Below are 21,689 nucleotides of genomic sequence, written 5' to 3'. Positions count from 1 at the left end.
TCAGTTCTATCCACAACCTCAAAACAGTGTTTTGAGCTGACTTCGTCAGTCTTATCTACAACCTCAAAGCAGTGCTTTGAGCAGCCTGCAGATTGCTTCCTAGTTTGCTCTTTGATTTTTGTTGATAAAAAGAAATGCTCCTCCACGATGGAAGAGCATTTTTATTGTGATTTTGATTCAGTTTCTGCAGACTCGGGATGGAGTTCTTGGTAACTTGGTGCCTTGAAAAGGTCAGTACTAGTTTTGCCTTGTCGTTGGCTAAAGAGGCTGGTTGACTGACTACCTTTTTCCTGTTCAATCTTTTGCAGAATTGGCAAGGAATTGAGGTAAGAAATACTTTCAGTATCAACTTTTCCAAGATGATCTGCTTGGTAGAAACGTATCAAATCACCAGTTTGAATCTGGTCGCTGATTTTTAGCTGTTGGCTGGCTGCCTGCCGAACGCTTTCTAGTTCAGTTTGAGCTTGTTCATCAAGATTGCTGATTTCAAGACCGCTCTCAGTATAGTAGGTTCGTCCGTCGTAGCTGGTGTATTTTGGTGTGACGAAGGAATTGGCAGTTCGAAAGGCAACGATTTCTTGATGGTCTGGAGACAGAAGGTCTTGCCCAACTTGAAGGAAGGAACTGGACTCAATACCAAGGAGGTGTTCGAGAGTCGGTAAGATATCGATTTGTCCACCGTAGGTATTGATGATTTGTCCTTTTTCATAGCCAGGCATGACCACCATAAAAGGCACTCGTTGCAACATGGCATTGTCGTAATTCGACCAGTTCTCAGAAGTCTTTCCAATCAAGGGTGCCAGCTCAGGATTGCGGGAGTTGGAAATACCATAATGGTCTCCGTAAATGACGATGATGGATTTTTCATAGAGGCCACTTTCTTTGAGATAGTCAAAGAAGGCTTTAATGGCACTGTCCAGATAGTTGGCTGTTTGGAAGTAGCCATTGATTGTTTCATCTTTGGTCTTAGCCAGTGGGAAACCAAGCTCATCGCCAGTCAGATTGCTAGCATAGGGATAGTGATTGGACACCGTGATATACTTGGCATAAAAAGGCTGCTGCAAATGCTCCAGATACTGAATAGAATCTTTCATCATGATTTTATCATTTAAACCATATTGGAAAGAATTGCTACTGTCTTGCTTGGTGAAGTAGGATGCATCAAAGAAGTATTGATAGCCCCATTGTTTGTAGGTCGTATTTCGGTTCCAGAAGGTCCCAATATTACCGTGAAAGACAGCACTTGATTGATAGCCATTTTTTGTTAGGATAAAAGGCGCTGCCTGCTGGGTATTGGTACTTCCATAGTTGACCATAAAGGAACCTTGGTCAAGTCCAAACAAACCAGTCTCTAGCATGGTTTCCGCATCTGAGGTTTTACCAGCCTTGACTTGGTTAAAGATATTCGAAAAGGCTAGTGTAGATTGCGAATGGTAGAGGGAGTTGAGGAAGGGAGTGACTTCATGCTCAGTTCCATCTATGTTGAGTTTATAGTCCAGCAGGAACTGTTGGAAACTCTCCAAGTGGAGATAAATCACATTTTTCCCTTTGGCTAAGCCGAAATAGTCTGGATTAGGTTTAGCCGAATGTTCTTGAATATAATCTGTAATAGGTTGCAGGTCGGTCTCAGAGGCCTTGGCACGTTCCTTGTTGGCACTGTATGATTGGTTGGCACTATAGCCTAAAAAGGCGGGTAAACTAAGGGCGCGAACAACATAATAATTCGAAAATCCTCGCGATAGGAGATCGGGACGCTCAATTTCAGCCAAGAAAAGGTTAGCTGAAAAGAGCAGGGCAGAGAGAGCAGTGATGGCAACACTGGAGCGGAATTTGAAAGGTCTCCTATCCAGCTGGATGAATTTTTTATAGAAAAGGAAAGCCAGCAGTGGGAAATCCATAAAATAGATGAAATCCCAAAAGCGCAGTAACTCTAATTCTGCAGTACCAACAGACACCTTGCTGACCACCTTCATGGTATTAGCCGTGATAAAGTCACTAAATTCTCGATAGTAAAAGACGTTGGAATAAAGCCAAATGAATAACAGGCTATAAATAGCTATACTCAGACCATAAAAGATTTTGGTTGACCGAGCATAGAGGGCTAGAGCTAGCAGGAGTAATCCCAAGGGAAGGGGATTGAAAAAGGCGATAAAGGCAAGGTAATTTCCCTGCAACTTGCCCACTTGAATATCTAAATTAAAGTCAACGGCATAGGCTAATAAGGTTTTGAGCCAATAGAGGATTAAAAGGGTTAGGACAAAACCCAGTCTGGTACCCATGGCTTTTTGGATTTTGTTAAAATTAATTCTCACACATTTACTTCCTAAATTTTTATTAGTATTAGTATACCATTTTTTAAAAGAAGAGTAAAAAAGCAAGGGTAGTTTCTTTTTTGAGAATTGGCTAAAAGTTTGATATAATGGTAGTTATGAATAGAATAAGAGTTAGCAAAAGGGTTGAAAAGAAGCTTGCTAAGGGGCTAGTTTTACTAGAAGCCAGTGATCTTGAGAATGTCAATCTTAAGGATCAGGAAGTAGAAGTGCAGGGTCAAGAAGGAACCTTTCTTGGGACTGCCTACCTTTCTCAGCAAAACAAGGGCTTGGGCTGGTTTGTTAGTAAGGACAAGGTGGCCTTCAATCAAGCTTTCTTTGAAATGCTGTTTAGACAAGCCAAAGAAAAGAGAAGCGCCTACTATCAAGATGATTTGACAACTGCCTTTCGTCTCTTCAACCAAGAGGGAGATGGCTTTGGGGGTCTGACAGTGGACCTTTATGGCGACTATGCTGTCTTTTCTTGGTATAACTCTTATGTTTATCAGATTCGTCAGACCATCTCAGAAGCCTTTAGACAGGTTTTTCCTGAGGTTTTAGGGGCCTATGAGAAGATCCGCTTTAAGGGTTTGGACTATGAATCTACCCATGTTTATGGTCAAGAAGCACCTGACTTTTTCACTGTTTTGGAAAATGGTGTCTTGTATCAAGTCTTTATGAATGATGGCTTGATGACAGGGATTTTCCTAGACCAGCACGAGGTTCGTGGTAGCTTGGTGGATGGATTGGCTATGGGCAAATCCTTGCTCAATATGTTTTCCTATACAGCAGCTTTTTCAGTAGCTGCGACCATGGGAGGAGCAAGTCAGACAACTTCTGTGGACCTAGCCAAACGTTCACGAGAATTGTCTCAAGCGCATTTTCAGGCAAATGGAATCAGCACAGACGACCATCGTTTTGTGGTCATGGATGTCTTTGAATATTTCAAGTATGCCAAACGAAAAGGCTTGACCTACGATGTGATTGTCCTAGATCCGCCTAGCTTTGCTCGGAACAAAAAACAGACCTTCTCTGTGGCCAAGGATTATCACAAGTTGATTTCCCAGAGTCTTGAGATTTTAAATCCAGGAGGGATTATCATTGCTAGTACCAATGCTGCCAATGTTTCCCGTCAGAAATTTACAGAACAAATTGATAAAGGCTTTGCAGGAAGAAGTTACCAGATTTTAAATAAATACGGTCTTCCAGCAGACTTCGCCTATAATAAAAAAGATGAAAGTAGTAATTACCTCAAGGTGATTAGTATGAAGGTTAGTAAATGAAATTAATCGTTTCAGTAATGCCAAGAAGTTTAGAGGAGGCCCAGGCTCTGGATGCCACAAGGTACCTGGATGCCGACATCATTGAATGGCGTGCCGACTATCTGCCTAAAGAAGCGATTTTGCAGGTGGCTCCAGCTATTTTTGAAAAATTCGCAGGTCGTGAGTTGGTTTTCACGCTACGAACTCGCTCTGAAGGGGGAGAAATTGACCTTTCTTCAGAAGAATATATCCATTTAATCAAGGAAGTGGTGCAACTCTATCAACCAGACTATATTGATTTTGAGTACTATAGCTACAAGGATGTTTTTGAGGAAATGCTGGACTTCCCAAATCTCGTTTTGAGTTACCACAATTTCCAAGAAACACCTGAAAATATGATGGAAATCTTGTCAGAGTTGACGAGCCTAAATCCAAAACTTGTCAAGGTTGCGGTGATGGCTCATACGGAGCAGGATGTGCTAGACTTGATGAACTATACACGGGGCTTTAAAACCCTCAATCCTGAGCAGGAATATGTAACTATTTCTATGGGTAAGGTGGGCAAGGTTTCTCGTATCACTGCGGATGTGACTGGTTCGAGTTGGTCTTTTGCCAGTCTGGATGAGGCTAGTGCCCCTGGTCAGATTTCTCTAGCTAGCATGAAAAAAATCAGGGAGATTTTGGATGAAGCTTGATGGCTATACACGTTTAGCTGCAGTTGTTGCCAATCCTATTAAACATTCTATTTCTCCCTTCATCCACAATAGGGCCTTTGAGGCGACAGCTACCAATGGTGTTTATGTTGCTTGGGAGATTGAAGCGAGTGATTTGGCAGAAACAGTAGCCAATATTTGTCGCTACCAGATGTTTGGCATCAATCTGTCCATGCCCTATAAGGAGCAGGTGATTCCTTATTTGGACGGGCTGAGCGATGAGGCGCGCTTGATTGGTGCGGTCAATACGGTTGTCAATGAGAATGGGAATTTGATTGGATATAATACAGATGGCAAGGGATTCTTTAAGAGTTTGCCTTCTTTTACAATTACAGGTAAGAAGATGACCCTGCTGGGTGCAGGTGGTGCGGCCAAGTCCATTATAGCGCAAGCCATTTTGGATGGTGTCAGTCAGATTTCGGTCTTTGTTCGTTCCGTTTCTATGGAAAAAACAAGACCTCACCTAGACAAGTTACAGGAGCAGACAGGCTTTAAAGTGGACTTGTATGCTTTAGAAGATGTTTCGGAACTGCAAGCAAGGATTGCCGATTCGGGCTTACTGGTCAATGCGACTAGTGTGGGCATGGATGGTCAATCATCCCCAGTTCCAGAAAACATCAATCTGACAGAGACTCTCTTGGTCGCAGATATCATTTACCAACCCTTTGAAACGCCATTTTTGAAATGGGCTAGAAGTCAGGGCAATCCAGCAGTCAATGGTCTGGGAATGTTGCTCTATCAAGCTGCAGAAGCTTTTCAACTGTGGACAGGCAAGGAAATGCCGACAGAAGAGATTTGGCAGTCTTTAACAGAAAAATACCAATAAAGAAAGGGAGACTCTCCTATGAAAATCAGAATCGATATTCCTCATCATCCTTATGATATTCAGATTGAAAAAGGTTGTCTGGCTCAGGCTGGTCAATGGTTGCGAGAACTGTGGCAACCACAAAAAGTGCTAATCGTAACAGACAACCATGTAGCTTCTCTTTATGCTGAGAAGGTCAAACTCAGCCTAGAAGATGCTGGTTTTCAGGTAGCTGTTTTTGACTTTTTAGAAGGGGAAGAAAGAAAGAATTTAACTACTGTTCAGAAAGTATATGAATTTCTAGTTAAGCAGGGGTTGACTCGTAGCGATGGAATCGTGGCTCTCGGCGGTGGTGTCGTTGGGGACCTGGCTGGTTTTGTAGCCTCTACCTATATGCGGGGTATTCACTTTGTTCAGATTCCGACCAGTTTAACTGCCCAGGTGGATTCGTCTATCGGTGGAAAGACAGGCGTTAACACTCCATTTGCTAAGAATATGGTGGGTACCTTTGCCCAACCAGATGGGGTTCTGATTGACCCGCTTGTCCTTGAAACGCTTGGAAAAAGAGAGTTGATTGAAGGGATGGGGGAGGTCATCAAGTATGGCTTGATTGAGGATCCAGAACTGTGGGCTCTTTTGACGGAGCTGGATGGTTCTGTTGAGAGCATTCTGGAACATGCAGAGACCTTGATTGAACATTCTTGTCAGGTCAAGCGCAAGATGGTAGTTGAGGATGAGTTGGACAATGGTGTTCGCCTTTACCTCAATTTTGGCCACACCATTGGTCATGCCATTGAAGCAACGGCTGGGTATGGGAAAGTCATGCATGGTGAAGCTGTTGCCATGGGAATGGTGCAGATTTCCAAGGTGGCTGAGGAAAAAGGTCTTATGCCAGAAGGAATAACTCAGTCCATTACAGCTATGTGTCAGAAATTTGGCTTGCCTGTTGACTATGAAAACTGGGATGTTGACAAGCTTTATCAGGCTTTGACTCATGACAAGAAAGCGCGTGGCAACATCTTGAAATTGGTCTTGGTGCCAGAGCTTGGTTCAGCGACCATTCACCCAGTTTCTCTGGAAGAGATGAAAGACTACTTGGTAAAATAAGGAGAGTGTATGAGATATTTAACTGCAGGAGAATCACACGGACCCCGTCTGACAGCTATCATTGAGGGAATTCCAGCTGGGCTTCCTTTGACAGCTGAGGATATCAATGGCGACCTTAAACGCCGTCAGGGTGGCTACGGCCGCGGTGGTCGTATGAAAATTGAGAGCGACCAAGTTATCTTTACTTCGGGCGTTCGCCACGGGAAGACGACAGGGGCGCCTATTACCATGGATGTCGTCAATAAGGACCACCAGAAATGGCTGGACATCATGTCTGCAGAGGACATTGAAGACCGCCTTAAAAGCAAACGAAAAATCACCCATCCTCGTCCAGGTCATGCCGATTTAGTTGGGGGCATCAAGTACCGTTTTGATGATTTAAGAAATTCTTTGGAGCGTTCATCAGCTCGTGAAACCACCATGCGGGTAGCAGTGGGGGCAGTGGCCAAACGCCTCTTGGCTGAGCTGGGTATGGAGATTGCTAATCATGTCGTGGTTTTTGGTGGCAAGGAAATCGATGTTCCTGAGAATCTCACAGTTGCTGAGATTAAGAAACGAGCTGCCCAGTCTGACGTTTCTATTGTCAACCAAGAACGGGAACAGGAAATCAAGGATTATATTGACCAAATCAAGCGTGATGGAGATACCATCGGTGGGGTTGTGGAGACAGTCGTTGGAGGTGTTCCAGTTGGTCTTGGTTCCTATGTCCAATGGGACAGAAAATTGGATGCGCGATTGGCCCAGGCAGTTGTCTCTATCAATGCTTTTAAAGGGGTGGAATTTGGTCTTGGCTTTGAAGCTGGTTATCGTAAAGGCAGCCAAGTCATGGATGAAATTCTCTGGTCTAAAGAAGACGGTTATACCCGCCGTACCAACAATCTGGGAGGTTTTGAAGGTGGTATGACTAATGGGCAACCGATTGTTGTTCGCGGCGTGATGAAGCCCATTCCTACTCTCTACAAACCACTTATGAGTGTGGATATCGAAACCCATGAACCCTACAAGGCAACAGTCGAAAGAAGTGATCCGACCGCTCTTCCAGCAGCAGGAGTGGTTATGGAAGCCGTTGTGGCAACGGTTCTGGCACAAGAAATCCTTGAAAAATTCTCATCAGACAATCTAGAGGAATTAAAAGAAGCGGTAGCCCAACACCGAGATTATACAAAGAACTATTAAGGAGTTCCTATGGCAAAAACAATCTATATCGCAGGTCTTGGTTTGATTGGTGCCTCTATGGCGCTTGGTATCAAACGCGATCATCCAGATTATGAAATTTTAGGGTATAATCGCAGTCAAGCTTCGAGAGATATTGCCTTGAAAGAAGGCATGATTGACCGTGCAACGGATGATTTTGCCAGTTTTGCTCCTTTGGCAGATATCATCATTCTCAGCTTGCCAATCAAACAAACCATTTCCTTTATTAAGGAGTTGGCCAACTTGGACTTGAAAGAAGGTGTCATTATTTCAGATGCTGGTTCGACTAAGTCAGCCATTGTAGATGCGGCGGAGAACTATTTAGCTGGCAAGTCTGTTCGCTTTGTCGGAGCCCATCCCATGGCTGGTAGTCACAAGACAGGGGCTGCTTCTGCGGATGTCAATCTTTTTGAAAATGCCTATTATATCTTTACACCTTCAAGCCTGACAAGTCAGGACACGCTTAAGGAAATGAAGGATCTGCTTTCAGGTCTTCATGCCCGTTTTATCGAGATTGATGCCCAGGAGCATGATTGTGTGACTTCTCAGATTAGCCATTTCCCTCATATTCTGGCTTCTAGTCTCATGGAGCAGACTGCGGTCTATGCTCAAGAACATGAGATGGTAAGGCGCTTTGCGGCCGGTGGTTTTCGAGATATGACCCGAATTGCGGAAAGCGAGCCGGGTATGTGGACCTCTATTCTCTTGTCCAATCGTGAGACTATTCTAGACCGAATTGAGGATTTTAAGGAACGTTTGGAAGCGATTGGTCAGGCCATTAGTAAGGGGGATGAAGAGCAAATTTGGAACTTTTTTAACCAAGCGCGTGAACAACGCCAGACCATGGAAATCCATAAGCGTGGTGGTGTGGATAGCTCTTACGACCTCTATGTTGACGTTCCTGATGAAGAAGATGTCATCCTGCGGATTTTGGAACTGCTACGTGGAACTTCCTTGGTTAACATCCACATCAACGAGGAAAATCGTGAAGATATTCACGGAATCCTACAAATTTCATTTAAAAATGCTCAAGACTTGGAACGAGCCGAGCATCTCATAACAGAAAATACCGACTACACAGTCGTTGTCAAATAAGGAGAAAATTATGCCAAATATTTACGATAGTGCAAACGAACTCAGTCGCGGTCTACGCGAATTACCAGAATACAAGGCTGTTAAAGCAGCTAAAGATGCGATTTCAGCAGATGCTGAGGCGAGCAAAATCTTTACAGAATATGTTGCTTTCCAAGAGGAAATTCAAAGACTGGCTCAGACAGGTCAAATGCCAGACGCTTCTTTCCAAGCTAAGATGGAAGGCTTTGGCAAGCAGATTCAAGGGAATGGCCTCTTATCAGAATTCTTTACCAAGCAACAACAATTGGCCATTTACCTTTCTGACATTGAAAAAATTGTTTTCGAACCAGTTTCAGAATTGCTAAAATAAGAAAATAACTATCATAAAGTCAGGAATTTTTAAGGAATTTCTGGCTTTTTATGATAAAATAGGTAAAAGTATTGCAAGTATGAGGTTCAGTATGAAACTAAAAACAAACATTTGCCACTTACATGGCAGTATCCGCGTTCCAGGTGACAAGTCTATCAGCCACCGTTCCATTATCTTTGGAAGTTTGGCTGAGGGTGAGACCAAGGTTTATGATATTCTGCGAGGTGAAGACGTTCTTTCGACCATGCAGGTTTTTCGTGACCTTGGTGTTGAAATTGAGGACAAAGATGGGGTTATTACCATTCAAGGTGTGGGTATGGAAGGCTTAAAAGCTCCGCAAAATGCCCTTGATATGGGAAATTCTGGTACCTCGATTCGCCTGATTTCAGGTGTCCTTGCAGGTGCAGATTTTGAAGTAGAAATGTTTGGAGACGACAGTCTTTCCAAACGTCCTATGGATCGTGTGACGATTCCTCTGAAAAAAATGGGCGTTAGCATTTCGGGACAAACTGAGCGAGACCTGCCTCCTCTTCACTTAAAAGGGACGAAAACCCTAAGACCTATTCAGTATGAGTTGCCAATTGCCTCTGCCCAAGTCAAGTCAGCCTTGATCTTTGCGGCCTTGCAGGCTCAGGGGGAGTCAGTGATTATCGAAAAAGAGTGCACCCGTAATCATACTGAAGATATGTTGCAACAATTTGGTGGCCATTTAAGTGTGGAGGGCAAGAAAATCACAGTCCAAGGGCCACAAAAATTGACAGGACAGAAGGTGGTCGTACCAGGAGATATTTCCAGTGCAGCCTTTTGGTTAGTCGCAGGTTTGATTGTTCCAAACTCTCGTCTAGTGCTGCAGAATGTGGGTATCAACGAAACGCGCACCGGTATTATTGATGTCATTCGCGCCATGGGTGGAAAATTGGAAATGACTGAAATTGACCCAGTCGCTAAATCTGCTACCTTGACTGTTGAGTCTTCAGACTTGAAAGGAACAGAGATTGGCGGTGCCTTGATTCCACGTTTGATTGATGAATTGCCCATTATCGCTCTACTTGCGACCCAAGCCCAAGGTGTAACAGTTATCAAGGATGCTGAGGAACTTAAGGTCAAGGAAACAGACCGCATTCAGGTGGTGGCAGACGCCCTGAATAGTATGGGAGCAGATATCACACCTACAGCAGATGGAATGATTATCAAAGGAAAATCCGCTCTTTACGGTGCTAGAGTCAATACGTTTGGAGACCACCGAATTGGCATGATGACAGCCATCGCAGCTCTCTTGGTTGCAGATGGAGAAGTGGAACTTGATCGGGCAGAAGCCATCAATACCAGCTATCCTAGCTTCTTTGATGATTTGGAGAACTTGACTCATGGCTAAGGTGTTACTAGGCTTTATGGGTGCTGGCAAATCGACTATTGCAAGAGGTTTAGACCCAGACTACCTTGATATGGATGCTCTGATAGAGAAGCGTTTAGGTATGTCCATTGCGGAATTTTTCGCGGAAAAGGGCGAAGCGGCCTTTCGTCAGGTAGAGTCAGAAGTCCTAGCTGATTTACTACAAACAGACCAAGTCGTGTCAACTGGAGGAGGAGTGGTTATTTCTCAGAGAAATCGTGACTTACTCAAGACTAATACAGATAACATCTACCTGAAAGCAGATTTTGAAACCCTCTACCAACGTATCGCAGCTGATAAGGATAATCAGCGCCCGCTTTTTCTAAATAATAGCAAGGAAGAACTTGCAGCTATTTTCCAAGAAAGACAGGTTTGGTATGAGGAAGTGGCTAGTCGGATTTTGGATGTGACCAAGCTAAGTCCGGAGGAAATTATAGAGGAACTAAGATGAAAATTGCTTATCTAGGTCCCAAGGGATCATTTTCACACCATGTTGTGCAGACAGCTTTTCCTAATGAGGAATTGCAGGCTTTTGCCAACATTACAGATGTCATCAAGGCTTATGAGCAAGGATTAGTGGACTATTCTGTGGTGCCAGTTGAAAACTCTATTGAGGGTAGTGTTCATGAAACCTTGGACTATCTTTTTCATCAGGCTCACATCCAAGCAGTAGCAGAAATCGTTCAGCCTATTCATCAGCAGTTGATGGTGGTTCCAGGCCATACTAAGATTGAAAAGATTTTTTCACATCCACAGGCCTTGGCTCAAGGAAAGAAATTCATCGATGAACAATATCCAGAGGCTCAAATCGAGGTAACAGCTAGTACAGCTTATGCGGCCCGTTTTATTTCCGAACATCCAGACCAGCCCTTTGCAGCAGTTGCACCTAGAAGTTCTGCTGAAGAATATGGATTGGAACTGATTGCCGAGGATATTCAGGAAATGGAAGCCAATTTCACACGTTTCTGGGTTCTAGGAGCTGAAAAGCCTTCTATTCCCTTGCAAGCACAAACTGAAAAGATGAGTTTGGCCTTGACATTACCTGACAACCTTCCAGGTGCACTTTATAAGGCCCTGTCGACCTTTGCTTGGCGAGGAATTGACTTGACAAAAATTGAAAGTCGTCCACTCAAGACAGCACTGGGTGAATACTTTTTCATTATCGATGTGGATTATACCGATAAGGACTTGGTCCACTTTGCCCAAAAAGAATTAGAAGCGATTGGAATCCAGTATAAAATTCTGGGTGCCTATCCTATTTATCCAATATCAGACCATGGAAAGGAGAGAAGATGAGTAAAGAAAATCCCTTAAGTCATCATGAGCAGTTGCGTTATGATTATTTGCTAAAAAATATTCATTATCTCAATGAGAGAGAAAAAAATGAGTTTGCCTATTTGCAAGAAAAGCTAACTCTTGCTAGGGGAAATAGTAGCTCTAGCTTGGAACAAGAAAGAGAAGAGCAGGTTGACTTACCAAGCTATGCGAACCGGAGTCGCTCACAATCCAAATCACAAGCACTCTCTTTCCCTCCAAAAAAGAAAAGACGGAAGCTCCGTCTTAAACGAATTTTTATGGTGATTTTTTCACTTTTGGTCTGTGTGGCTTTGGCCATGGTATTCATGTTTTTGCGTGGTTACCAAGATGCTAGCGCAAAGAAAACTGCTGATGCTAAGGCAGCACAGGTTCAAGTCTTTAATGGTCAGGACACTAGAGATGGAGTTAATATTTTGATCATGGGGACAGACGGTCGAATCGGTCAAAATAGTGCTGAGACGCGGACGGACTCTATTATGGTATTAAATGTTGGCGGCTCAGATAAGAAAATGAAGCTGGTCAGCTTCATGCGTGACAATTTGGTTTATATAGACGGTTACAGCCAAGTCATTAAAGGTAGAAAACAGACGGATAACAAGTTAAACGTAGCCTATGAGTTAGGAGAACAAGAGGGGCAAAAAGGGGCAGAAATGGTTCGTCAAGTCTTGAAAGATAATTTTGACTTGGACATTAAGTACTATGCCTTGGTTGATTTTCAGGCCTTTGCAACAGCGATTGACACACTTTTCCCTGATGGGGTGACAATTGATGCTCAATTTTCAACATTGAATGGGCGCCCACTAACAGAAGCTACAGTCGGAGATGATTTACACGCTACTGAGACTGAGTCTCCAACCCAAACCATCAAAGTCGGAAAACAGCAGATGAACGGTTCAACCTTGCTCAATTATGCTCGTTTCCGTGATGACGATGAGGCGGATTACGGCCGTACAAAAAGACAGCAACAAGTTTTAACAGCAATTTTAGAGCAAATTAAAGATCCCACTAAACTTTTCACTGGTTCTGAAGCTCTTGGAAAGGTTTTTGCTATGACCTCAACCAATGCACCCTATACTTTCCTTCTAACAAACGGTTTATCTGTTTTGGATGGAGCAAAAAATGGTATTGAAAAATTGACGATTCCAGAACTGGGTGACTGGGTAGATGCCTATGATGTTTATGGAGGTTTGGGCTTGCTTGTCGATCAAAACAAATATCAGAATAAATTGTCTCAGATGGGTTTGAGATAAGATAAGACAGAAAAATCAAAGTTTGATAGCTATTTGGATAGCAGTCAGGCTTTGATTTTTTACAGTCTGCAATAGATTTTCACCCCCTATTTGTGGTATAATGAAACGATACGATAGAAAGAATAATGAACAATATGACTGATTTAAAAGCAATTCAGGCTCGTAGTCTGGAGATGGCTGAATATTTTGTTGCCTTTTGCAAGGAACATGATTTACTTTGTTATCTCTGTGGGGGAGGTGCTATTGGTGCCCTTCGAAACAAGGGTTTTATTCCTTGGGATGACGACCTAGACTTTTTTATGCCTCGTAAGGATTATGAGAAATTAGCAGAATTATGGCCTCGTTATGCAGATGAGCGTTATTTCTTGTCAAAGAGTAACAAGGATTTTGTAGACCGCAATCTTTTTATTACCATTCGTGACAAGGAAACTACCTGTATCAAACCTTACCAGCAGGATTTGAATTTACCACATGGTCTGGCCTTGGATGTGTTGCCTTTGGATTATTATCCGAAAAATCCAGCTGAGAGAAAGAAACAGGTTCGCTGGGCTTTGATTTATTCACTCTTTTGTGCCCAAACTATTCCAGAAAAGCATGGCGCACTTATGAAATGGGGAAGCCGTATTTTACTGGGTGTGACTCCAAAATCTCTCCGTTATCGCATTTGGAAAAAAGCTGAGAAAGAAATGACTAAGTATGATTTGGCTGAGAGCGATGGCATCACAGAATTATGCTCAGGTCCTGGCTACATGAGAAATAAGTACCCAATCGCATCTTTTGAAGACAATCTTTTCTTACCATTTGAAGGGACAGAGATGCCTATTCCAGTTGGCTACGATGCCTATCTCAGCACTGCTTTTGGAGATTATATGACGCCACCACCAGCAAATAAGCAAGTACCGCATCATGATGCTGTCATCGCTGATATGGATAAGTCTTATACAGAATACAAGGGAGAATATGGTGGCTAAGAAAAAAATCTTATTTTTTATGTGGTCTTTTTCTCTCGGGGGTGGAGCAGAGAAGATTCTGTCGACAATTGTTTCAAATCTGGATCCAGAAAAGTATGATATTGATATTCTTGAAATGGAGCACTTTGACAAGGGATACGAATCTGTTCCCAAGCATGTAGGCATTTTAAAATCCCTTCAAGATTATCGCCAAGCTAGATGGTTACGAGCTTTTTTGTGGAGAATGAGAATTTATTTTCCAAGGCTGACTCGTCGCTTGCTTGTAAAAGATGACTATGATGTTGAAGTTTCTTTTACCATTATGAATCCACCACTGTTGTTTTCTAAAAGAAAAGAAGTCAAGAAAATCTCTTGGATTCATGGAAGTATCGAAGAACTTCTTAAGGATAGCTCTAAAAGAGAATCACATAGAAGCCAGTTGGATGCTGCGAATACAATTGTAGGGATTTCAAAAAAGACCAGCAATTCTATCAAGGAAGTTTATCCAGATTATGCTTCTAAATTACAGACAATCTACAATGGATATGATTTTCAGACTATTCTAGAAAAATCTCAAGAGAAGATCGATATCGAGATTGCTCCTCAAAGTATCTGTACTATCGGACGGATTGAGGAAAATAAGGGTTCTGACCGTGTAGTGGAAGTGATACGATTATTACACCAAGAGGGAAAAAACTATCACCTTTACTTTATAGGTGCTGGTGGTATGGAAGAAGAACTGAAAAAACGGGTCAAAGAGTATGAGCTTGAGGACTATGTACATTTCCTTGGTTATCAAAAAAATCCTTACCAGTATTTGTCTCAGATGAAGGTCCTCTTGTCTATGTCTAAACAAGAAGGTTTTCCTGGAGTGTATGTGGAGGCCTTGAGTCTGGGTCTTCCTTTTGTCTCTACGGATGTCGGAGGGGCTGAGGAATTATCCCAAGAAGGACGATTTGGACAAATCATTGAGAGCAATCAAGAGGCAGCTCAGGCGATTACTAATTACATGACTTCTGCCTCAAACTTTGATGTCGATGAGGCTAGCCAATTCATTCAACAATTCACAATTGCCAAACAAATCGAACAAGTAGAAAAACTATTAGAGGAGTAGCATGGAAACTGCATTAATTAGTGTCATTGTGCCAGTCTATAATGTGGCGCAGTACCTAGAAAAATCGATAGCTTCCATTCAGAAGCAGACCTATCAAAATCTGGAAATTATTCTTGTTGATGATGGTGCAACAGATGAAAGTGGTCGCTTGTGTGATTCAATCGCTGAACTAGATGACAGGGTGTCAGTACTTCATAAAAAGAATGAAGGATTGTCACAAGCACGAAATGATGGAATGAAGCAGGCTCAGGGGGATTATCTGATTTTTATTGACTCAGATGATTATATCCATCCAGAAATGATTCAGAGCTTATATGAGCAATTAGTTCAAGAAGATGCGGATGTTTCGAGCTGTGGTGTCATGAATGTCTATGCTAATGATGAAAGCCCACAGTCAGCCAATCAGGATGAGTATTTTGTCTGTGATTCTCAAACATTTCTAAAGGAATACCTCATAGGTGAAAAAATACCAGGAACGATTTGCAATAAGCTAATCAAGAGAGAGATTGCAACTGCCCTATCCTTTCCAAAGGGATTGATTTACGAAGATGCCTATTATCATTTTGATTTAATCAAGTTGGCCAAGAAGTATGTGGTTAATACCAAACCCTATTATTACTATTTCCATAGAGGGGATAGCATTACGACCAAACCCTATGCAGAGAAGGATTTAGCCTATATTGATATCTACCAAAAGTTTTATAATGAAGTTATGAAAAACTATCCTGATTTGAAAGAGGTTGCTTTTTTCAGATTGGCCTATGCCCACTTCTTTATTCTGGATAAGATGTTACTAGATGATCAGTATAAACAATTTGAAGCCTATTCTCAGATTCATCGTTTTTTAAAAGGCCATGTCTTTGCTATTGCTAGGAATCCAATTTTCCGTAAGGGGAGAAGAATTAGTGCTTTGGCTCTATTCATAAATATTTCCTTATACCGATTCTTATTACTAAAAAATATTGAAAAATCTAAAAAATTACATTAGAACGGGGGTGAGCAAGTGATTGATGGAAAACGATTGTTATTTAGTTTGACCATAGTCAGTTATGCCTTGACGCTAGTAAGTGGAATTGTGTATCTGTTTAATAATAATAATGTTAGCTTACTTTCTACTTTATTGTTCTTGTTGGTTAGTAGCTTAATTGCCTGCTGGAATGATATCAAGTATTACTTAATCCATTTTATTTTCTATTTAACCATTTTTGTCTTTCTGGTATCAAGACCAACCATTGATTATTTTAGGGATGGCGCTCTGGATACCTATCATCCCATAGCCTATCGCTTTGCCTTTATAGTCGTCATGGTTTCGATTCTGGGCTTGACGACAGGAGGTATCCTAGCTCGTTACTTCATAGCTAGGAAGAAAATAAAAGTAGCAAATATAGGAAGTTCTCTAAAAGAGGTTTATACCAAGCGGTTACGCTTTGTATCACTAGGAGTTTTTCTTCTAACCTATCCTTTCTATTTCATTCGGTTATTTGAACGACTCCTGTATCGCTTGCAGACTTCCTACTATGCCTACTATGCAAATTTTGAAAGTAAACTGCCTTATTTTACCTATATCTTATCAACATTTACGGTCTATGCAATGTGTATGTATTTGGCAACCAAGCCAAAGAAATGGCAGGCCACAGCAGTGCTTATCTCCTTTATTGCAGCCAATACTATTCATTTGGCAATCGGGACACGAAATCCTTTTATTTTAAGTATTTTATTTGCTTTTGTTTATTACTTTATGCGGGAGCAAACAGAAAAGGGAAAATGGATTGGGTTTAAAGAAAAGTTAGCGATTTTTGTAGGTTCTCCTATTCTCATGTTAGCGATGGGAGTGCTCAATTATGTACGGGATAATGTCCAAGTTTCCCATACAGGTTTCTGGGATATCTTACTTGACTTTATCTATAAACAAGGAACTAGTTTTGGTGTTCTGGCTCGAGGTTTTCTATTTAACAGTAGCCTCCCTTACCGAGATTTCCGTAATTTTACTTTTGGTCCTGTTCTTGATTATTTTGCAAGGGGGAGTTTGGGGGCAATTTTCGGAGGAAAAGCCTTTGAGCATACAACCAATAGTGTGGAATTGGCTATTGATAGTAATAGTTATGCCCATAATCTATCCTATCTTGTCTTGAACAAGGAATATTTAAAAGGACATGGTATCGGAAGTAGCTATATCATGGAGTTGTATACAGACTATGGTATGATAGGAGTCTTTCTACTTAGTCTCTTACTCGGTGTCTTATTTATAGCCATGCTGCAAGTAGCCTATCGCTCAAGGACAATCCTATTTGCTTTATCCCTACTCATCTTGAATAATCTATTCTTTATGCCAAGAAGCAGCTTTTCAGAAAGTTTCTTCAATTTATTTACAATGCAATTCTGGGGAATTGTTCTTGTGATGATATTCGTAGCAAAAATACTTACAAAAGAAAACCAGTATCTACTAAACAAAGGAGAAAAAAATCATGTTTGAACATTATTCAGTAGCTGATTTATTTGCAAATCTTTATAAAAAACGAAAAGTAAATATTTTAGCTCTCATCGTTTTATTTGCTCTCATTGCTGTACCATTTACAATTAAAGCAGTTAGGAATAAAAACACTGTCAAAGATACAACAAGTTATTCAACTTATCTTAGCTATAAAATCACTCCTCCAGAAGACTCAGCTAAAACAATTTTGAATCATCAAATTGGTGGTTATAGTGATTTTTATGGGAAATTGATTGATGGTAATTTGAATGGAGCTTATCTTTTCAATGATGTAGAGCCCAGTGAGTTGAAAAAAATTGCCAGTGAATTAGACACGACAGAGACAACCTTGAAAAATTCAACGAATGATTATTGGTGGAAAAAATTGACCGTCTACTATATGATTGACGATGCAGGGGTTGGTGTGAAAATTTTGACATCAAGTAAAGATGCTAATGATTTGTTAGAGCGAAAAATTGATGGATTGATTGAGAAATTTAAACACACTTTTGCAAATGTAAAAATTGAAAAATTGGAAACCATCAACTCTAAAGAATTGAATGCAAACGGTGAGACAGCGCTTGGATTGAATGTGAAGAATTTGATTCTCCGTTTAGCTGTTATTGGAGTAGTCTGTGTGATTTTGGTTGTGATGGGAAATGTATTGGTTTATCTCTTTAATCCAACAATCAATAGAGCAGGTGATTTTTCTCCGTATCAAATTGATTTTGTAACAGAGATTACAACAATTGCTAACCTAGCAGATGTCTTGTCATACAAAAATGCTGGACAAGAATTAACAATCGTTAGCTCAAATAAAGCTATCCTAGATAAATTGAAACAGAGTCAAGAGGCTTTAAAAGGAATGCATTTTGTAGATTTACAGGATGTATCATCTCTTTTGGAAAGAGATACAGTCCTTCTTGTTGAAGAGTACGGAGTGACTCGTTATAAGAAATTTGAACAAAGTCTTCAAATTCTTAGAAACTTAAATCGTTCTATCCTCGGTGTAGCAACCTTTAAACTATAAGCTTTCTGATGTATTAGGTCTTCAAAGTCGAACAAGAAGTTTGATTTTGAAGGCTTTTTCTATCTGTCTGCAGAAATTTTCTCTTGGAGTCTCCTATAGAAAGACCCTAGGGAAAATCTATCCGTATAGAGGAGCCTTCTTTTGATAAAATCGTAAAAATCTAGTATAATAGATAGAACTGAAAGTATGAGGTTACTAGCAATGAAAATGAAACAAATTAGTGATACAACTTTGAAAATCACGATGTCTTTAGAGGATTTGATGGATCGTGGCATGGAGATTGCTGACTTTCTTGTCCCTCAAGAAAAAACAGAAGAGTTTTTTTATGCTATCTTGGATGAGTTAGAGATGCCTGATAGCTTTCTAGATACAGGTATGTTGAGCTTCCGTGTGACTCCAAAACCTGATAAGGTTGATGTCTTTGTAACCAAATCAAAGATTGACCAAAATCTAGATTTTGAAGATTTATCGGATTTACCAGATATGGAAGAATTGGCTCAAATGTCGCCAGATGAGTTTATTAAAACCTTAGAAAAGAGCATCGCAGACAAAACTAAGGATGATATCGAAGCGATTCAATCTTTAGAGCAAGTCGAAGCCAAGGAAGAAGAGCAGGAGCAGGCTGAACAAGAAGCTGAGAGTAAGAAAGAACCTTACATCTACTACATCCTTTCTTTTGCTAAGTTGGCTGACTTGGTGGCTTTTGCTAAGACAGTGACTTTTGAGATGGAAACTTCTGAACTCTACAAGATGAATGAGCGCTATTATTTGACCATTTTAGTGGATATTGAAAATCATCCAAGTCCATATCCAGCTTGGCTGTTGGCCCGTATGCGCGAGTTTGCGGACGATAGTGATATCAGTCGTTCAGTCTTGCAGGAGTATGGCCAAGTCTTGATGAATCACGATGCAGTGACCAATCTGCAAAAGATTGGATAATCACTTCTGGAAAATTATTTCTAGATTTTAGGAAGAGCGAATCATCAGATTCGTTTTTTCTTTTCTAGATTGAAATAGTGATTTACTATGATAGGAATTTTCACAAAATTCTGTTATAATGGCTATATTAGAAAATTTCGAGGAGATAAAGATGACAGTTAAAATTGCTTTACTAGGATTTGGTACCGTTGCAAGTGGTGTGCCTTTCCTCCTAAAGGAAAATGGAGAAAAAATCAATCAATCAGCACATTCAGAGATTGAAGTTGCTAAGGTATTGGTCAAGGATGAAGATGAAAAGAATCGCTTACTTGCAGCAGGGAATGACTTTAACTTTGTAACCAATGTGGATGATATTTTATCAGATCAAGACATTACAATCGTAGTGGAATTGATGGGGCGTATCGAACCTGCTAAAACCTTTATCACTCGTGCCTTGGAAGCTGGAAAACACGTTGTTACTGCTAACAAGGACCTTTTGGCTGTCCATGGCGCAGAATTGCTAGAAATCGCTCAAGCTAACAAGGTAGCACTTTACTACGAAGCAGCAGTTGCTGGTGGGATTCCAATTCTTCGTACTTTAGCAAATTCCTTGGCTTCTGATAAAATTACGCGCGTGCTTGGAGTAGTCAACGGAACTTCTAACTTCATGATGACCAAGATGGTGGAAGAAGGTTGGTCTTACGATGATGCTCTTGCGGAAGCACAACGTCTAGGATTTGCAGAAAGCGATCCGACGAATGACGTAGATGGGATTGATGCAGCCTACAAGATGGTTATTTTGAGCCAATTTGCCTTTGGCATGAAGATTGCCTTTGATGATGTAGCCCACAAGGGAATCCGCAATATCACACCAGAAGACGTAGCTGTAGCTCAAGAGCTTGGTTACGTAGTGAAATTGGTTGGTTCTATTGAGGAAACTTCTTCAGGTATTGCTGCAGAAGTGACTCCAACCTTCCTACCTAAAGCGCACCCACTTGCTAGTGTGAATGGCGTAATGAACGCTGTCTTTGTAGAATCTATCGGTATTGGTGAGTCTATGTACTACGGACCAGGTGCGGGTCAAAAACCAACTGCAACAAGTGTTGTAGCTGATATTGTCCGTATCGTTCGTCGTTTGAATGATGGTACCATTGGCAAAGACTTCAACGAATATAGCCGTGACTTGGTCTTGGCAAATCCTGAAGATGTCAAAGCAAACTACTATTTCTCAATCTTGGCTCCAGACTCAAAAGGTCAGGTCTTGAAGTTGGCTGAAATCTTCAATGCTCAAGATATTTCCTTTAAGCAAATCCTTCAAGATGGCAAAGAGGGTGACAAGGCGCGTGTCGTTATCATCACACACAAGATTAATAAAGCCCAGCTTGAAAATGTCTCAGCTGAATTGAAGAAGGTTTCAGAATTCGACCTCTTGAATACCTTCAAGGTGCTAGGAGAATAAGATGAAGATTATTGTACCTGCAACCAGTGCCAATATCGGGCCAGGTTTTGACTCGGTCGGTGTAGCTGTAACCAAGTATCTTCAAATTGAGGTCTGCGAAGAACGAGATGAGTGGCTGATTGAGCACCAGATTGGCAAATGGATTCCACATGATGAGCGTAATCTCTTGCTCAAAATCGCTTTGCAAGTTGTACCAGACTTGCAACCAAGACGCTTGAAAATGACCAGTGATGTCCCTTTGGCGCGCGGTTTGGGTTCTTCCAGCTCGGTTATCGTTGCTGGGATTGAACTAGCCAACCAACTGGGTCAACTCAACTTATCAGACCATGAAAAATTGCAGTTAGCGACCAAGATTGAAGGGCATCCTGACAATGTGGCTCCAGCCATTTATGGTAATCTCGTTATTGCAAGTTCTGTTGAAGGGCAAGTCTCTGCTATCGTAGCAGACTTTCCAGAGTGTGATTTTCTAGCTTACATTCCAAACTATGAATTACGTACTCGCGACAGCCGTAGTGTCTTGCCTAAAAAATTGTCTTATAAGGAAGCTGTTGCTGCAAGTTCTATCGCCAATGTAGCGGTTGCTGCCTTGTTGGCAGGAGACATGGTGACCGCTGGGCAAGCAATCGAGGGAGACCTCTTCCATGAGCGCTATCGTCAGGACTTGGTAAGAGAATTTGCGATGATTAAGCAAGTGACCAAAGAAAATGGGGCCTATGCAACCTACCTTTCTGGTGCTGGGCCGACAGTTATGGTTCTGGCTTCTCATGACAAGATGCCAAGGATTAAGGCAGAATTGGAAAAGCAACCTTTCAAAGGAAAACTGCATGACTTGAGAGTTGATACCCAAGGTGTCCGTGTAGAAGCAAAATAAAGAATAGAAGATAGGATGGGGAAACTCTTGACCAGAGGGTTTCATATCCTTTTTGTGAAAAGAAGTTTATACTCAATGAAAAT

Annotated in this window: 20 protein-coding genes; 19 read left to right on the top strand and 1 reads right to left on the bottom strand. The window is 41.4% G+C overall.

What is annotated here, in order from left to right:
* Positions 1–161: 161 nt before the first annotated feature.
* Positions 162–2,279 (bottom strand): LTA synthase family protein, encoded by a 2,118-nt coding sequence (locus HT701_RS03745; RefSeq protein WP_172931234.1) that lies wholly within the window; start codon positions 2,277–2,279, stop codon positions 162–164.
* Between the two features lie 149 nt (positions 2,280–2,428).
* Here HT701_RS03745 and HT701_RS03740 point away from each other — a divergent pair, with 149 nt between their 5' ends.
* The 19 genes from HT701_RS03740 (at position 2,429) to thrB (ending at position 21,606) form a co-directional block, all read left to right on the top strand.
* Positions 2,429–3,592: a class I SAM-dependent rRNA methyltransferase gene (locus HT701_RS03740; protein ID WP_165852373.1), complete on the top strand. Its 1,164-nt coding sequence runs from the start codon at positions 2,429–2,431 to the stop codon at positions 3,590–3,592.
* Positions 3,589–4,266: a type I 3-dehydroquinate dehydratase gene (gene aroD, locus HT701_RS03735; protein WP_000767767.1), complete on the top strand. Its 678-nt coding sequence runs from the start codon at positions 3,589–3,591 to the stop codon at positions 4,264–4,266. Before HT701_RS03740 ends, aroD begins: the two co-directional genes overlap by 4 nt.
* Positions 4,256–5,110, top strand: a complete 855-nt coding sequence (locus tag HT701_RS03730) for a shikimate dehydrogenase (protein ID WP_000762494.1) — start codon at positions 4,256–4,258, stop codon at positions 5,108–5,110. Before aroD ends, HT701_RS03730 begins: the two co-directional genes overlap by 11 nt.
* A gap of 18 nt (positions 5,111–5,128) precedes the next feature.
* Positions 5,129–6,196 (top strand): 3-dehydroquinate synthase, encoded by a 1,068-nt coding sequence (gene aroB / locus HT701_RS03725; protein WP_000702126.1) that lies wholly within the window; start codon positions 5,129–5,131, stop codon positions 6,194–6,196.
* Between the two features lie 9 nt (positions 6,197–6,205).
* Entirely contained in the window at positions 6,206–7,372 is a 1,167-nt protein-coding gene (gene aroC, locus HT701_RS03720) for a chorismate synthase (protein WP_138700317.1), read from the top strand.
* A gap of 9 nt (positions 7,373–7,381) precedes the next feature.
* On the top strand, positions 7,382–8,485 hold the full coding sequence (locus HT701_RS03715) for a prephenate dehydrogenase (RefSeq protein WP_138700316.1): 1,104 nt from the start codon (positions 7,382–7,384) through the stop codon (positions 8,483–8,485).
* Between the two features lie 10 nt (positions 8,486–8,495).
* Positions 8,496–8,834 carry a YlbF/YmcA family competence regulator gene (locus tag HT701_RS03710; RefSeq protein ID WP_119919994.1) on the top strand — a complete coding sequence of 113 codons (339 nt, stop codon included), beginning with the start codon at positions 8,496–8,498 and terminating at the stop codon, positions 8,832–8,834.
* A 91-nt stretch (positions 8,835–8,925) separates the two neighbouring features.
* Positions 8,926–10,209, top strand: a complete 1,284-nt coding sequence (gene aroA / locus HT701_RS03705; RefSeq protein ID WP_119919995.1) for a 3-phosphoshikimate 1-carboxyvinyltransferase — start codon at positions 8,926–8,928, stop codon at positions 10,207–10,209.
* Entirely contained in the window at positions 10,202–10,678 is a 477-nt protein-coding gene (locus HT701_RS03700) for a shikimate kinase (RefSeq protein WP_023939772.1), read from the top strand. Before aroA ends, HT701_RS03700 begins: the two co-directional genes overlap by 8 nt.
* Positions 10,675–11,523: a prephenate dehydratase gene (gene pheA / locus HT701_RS03695; protein WP_000686437.1), complete on the top strand. Its 849-nt coding sequence runs from the start codon at positions 10,675–10,677 to the stop codon at positions 11,521–11,523. The genes HT701_RS03700 and pheA overlap by 4 nt, the downstream gene beginning before the upstream one ends.
* Positions 11,520–12,794, top strand: a complete 1,275-nt coding sequence (psr, locus tag HT701_RS03690; protein WP_119919996.1) for a polyisoprenyl-teichoic acid--peptidoglycan teichoic acid transferase Psr — start codon at positions 11,520–11,522, stop codon at positions 12,792–12,794. The genes pheA and psr overlap by 4 nt, the downstream gene beginning before the upstream one ends.
* 125 nt (positions 12,795–12,919) lie before the next feature.
* Positions 12,920–13,765, top strand: coding sequence for a phosphorylcholine transferase LicD (locus HT701_RS03685; protein ID WP_119919997.1), 846 nt, complete (start codon positions 12,920–12,922; stop codon positions 13,763–13,765).
* Entirely contained in the window at positions 13,755–14,858 is a 1,104-nt protein-coding gene (locus HT701_RS03680; protein ID WP_171043382.1) for a glycosyltransferase, read from the top strand. The genes HT701_RS03685 and HT701_RS03680 overlap by 11 nt, the downstream gene beginning before the upstream one ends.
* A gap of 1 nt (position 14,859) precedes the next feature.
* A complete protein-coding gene (locus HT701_RS03675) occupies positions 14,860–15,846 on the top strand; it encodes a glycosyltransferase family 2 protein (protein ID WP_119919999.1) in 987 nt (328 codons plus the stop codon).
* Between the two features lie 15 nt (positions 15,847–15,861).
* A complete protein-coding gene (locus HT701_RS03670) occupies positions 15,862–17,331 on the top strand; it encodes an O-antigen polysaccharide polymerase Wzy family protein (protein ID WP_119920000.1) in 1,470 nt (489 codons plus the stop codon).
* Positions 17,324–18,358 carry a prephenate dehydratase gene (locus tag HT701_RS03665; RefSeq protein ID WP_119920001.1) on the top strand — a complete coding sequence of 345 codons (1,035 nt, stop codon included), beginning with the start codon at positions 17,324–17,326 and terminating at the stop codon, positions 18,356–18,358. Before HT701_RS03670 ends, HT701_RS03665 begins: the two co-directional genes overlap by 8 nt.
* A gap of 201 nt (positions 18,359–18,559) precedes the next feature.
* On the top strand, positions 18,560–19,297 hold the full coding sequence (gene mecA / locus HT701_RS03660) for an adaptor protein MecA (RefSeq protein ID WP_000782675.1): 738 nt from the start codon (positions 18,560–18,562) through the stop codon (positions 19,295–19,297).
* A 151-nt stretch (positions 19,298–19,448) separates the two neighbouring features.
* Positions 19,449–20,735 (top strand): homoserine dehydrogenase, encoded by a 1,287-nt coding sequence (locus HT701_RS03655; protein WP_119920002.1) that lies wholly within the window; start codon positions 19,449–19,451, stop codon positions 20,733–20,735.
* 1 nt (position 20,736) lies between these two features.
* Positions 20,737–21,606: a homoserine kinase gene (gene thrB / locus HT701_RS03650; RefSeq protein WP_119920003.1), complete on the top strand. Its 870-nt coding sequence runs from the start codon at positions 20,737–20,739 to the stop codon at positions 21,604–21,606.
* Positions 21,607–21,689: the final 83 nt, after the last annotated feature.

The organism is Streptococcus sp. 10824 (assembly GCF_013276595.1).
GTDB classification, from domain to species: Bacteria; Bacillota; Bacilli; order Lactobacillales; family Streptococcaceae; genus Streptococcus; species Streptococcus pseudopneumoniae.
Note: the sequence above shows the minus strand (reverse complement) of the source record. Positions and strands in the feature narration are given on the sequence as shown.